The organism is Nocardioides lacusdianchii (assembly GCF_020102855.1).
In the GTDB taxonomy this organism is placed as follows: domain Bacteria; phylum Actinomycetota; class Actinomycetes; order Propionibacteriales; family Nocardioidaceae; genus Nocardioides; species Nocardioides lacusdianchii.
The window spans coordinates 1-1364 of the sequence record NZ_JADHZD010000043.1; the positions used below are offsets into that span (position 1 = coordinate 1).

Sequence of the window (1364 nt, forward strand, 5' to 3'; positions counted from 1 at the left end):
GTGTGTTGGTTCAGGACATCGGAATGGGGTGTCTCAGGACATCGGAATAGGGATGTCTCACGACATCGGCATGGCGTCGTCACAGGCTGGTGCGCCCACCCGAGGCTGCGAGGTGTCGAAACGTCGCCTCGTCATCACCGCCGTCCTGGCCGGCCAGTCCCAGTCCGAAGTCGCCCGCACCTACGCCGTGTCCCAGGGCTGGATCAGCAGGCTGATGGCCCGCTACCGCATCGAGGGCGATACCGCGTTCGAGCCGTTGTCCCGGGCACCGAAGACGTCTCCGACCGCCACCGCGCCCGAGACTGTGGAACTGGTCCTGGCGCTACGCAAGCAGCTGAGCGAGTCCGGACACGACGCAGGCCCCGACACGATCTGCTGGCACCTGACCCAGCACCACGGCATCAGCCTGTCGCGGGCGAGCGTGCACCGGATCCTGACCCGCCACGGCGCCATCACCCCAGAGCCGAGGAAGCGCCCGAAGTCGTCCTACATCAGGTTCGAGGCCGAGCAGCCCAACGAGACCTGGCAGTCCGACTTCACCCACTACCGCCTGACCAACCCAGACCGCAGCCCCGGCGCAGACGTCGAGATCATCACCTGGCTCGACGACCACTCCCGCTACGCGCTGCACGTCACGGCCCACCACCGGATCACCGCGCAGATCGTGCTCACCACGTTCACCGAGACCGCAGCCCAGCACGGCTATCCCGCGTCCACCCTGACCGACAACGGGATGGTCTACACCGTCCGGTTCGCCGGTGGGAAGGGCGGACGGTCCAAGCTCGAGCACGAGCTGCGACGGCTGAACATCGTCCAGAAGAACTCCCGCCCGAACCACCCCACCACCTGCGGGAAGGTCGAACGCTTCCAGCAGACCATGAAGAAGTGGCTACGTGCCCAACCCGACCAGCCCGCCACCCTGACCCAGCTGCAGGTCCTGCTGGACCGGTTCCGCGACGACTACAACCAGCGCCGTCCACACCGCTCACTGCAACACCGCGCCACACCGGCCGCGGCCTACCGAGCGCGCCCCAAGGCCGCCCCGGGCGCCGATCGCGCCCACGAGACCCACCACAGGGTCCGCACCGACAAGATCGACAAGTCCGGCGTCGTGACCCTGCGCCACAACGGCCGCCTGCACCACATCGGCGTCGGACGAACCCACGCCGGAACCTACGTCCGACTCCTCGTCCAGGACCTCGACATCACCCTCATCAACGCCACCACCGGCGAGATCCTCCGCGAGCTCACACTCGACCCCACCCGCGACTACCAGCCCACCGGACGGCCGCCCGGCCCCACAAAGCAATAGCCGGACCTACAACTTCGTAGGTCCGGCTATTCCAATGTCCTGAGACATCACA

General features: G+C 67.1%; 1 protein-coding gene. It reads left to right on the plus strand.

Going from position 1 to position 1364, the window contains the following annotated elements:
- Window positions 1-112 precede the first annotated feature (112 nt).
- Window positions 113-1312, plus strand: a complete 1200-nt coding sequence (locus tag IRX98_RS22370; RefSeq protein ID WP_224280560.1) for an IS481 family transposase — start codon at window positions 113-115, stop codon at window positions 1310-1312.
- Window positions 1313-1364 lie beyond the last annotated feature (52 nt).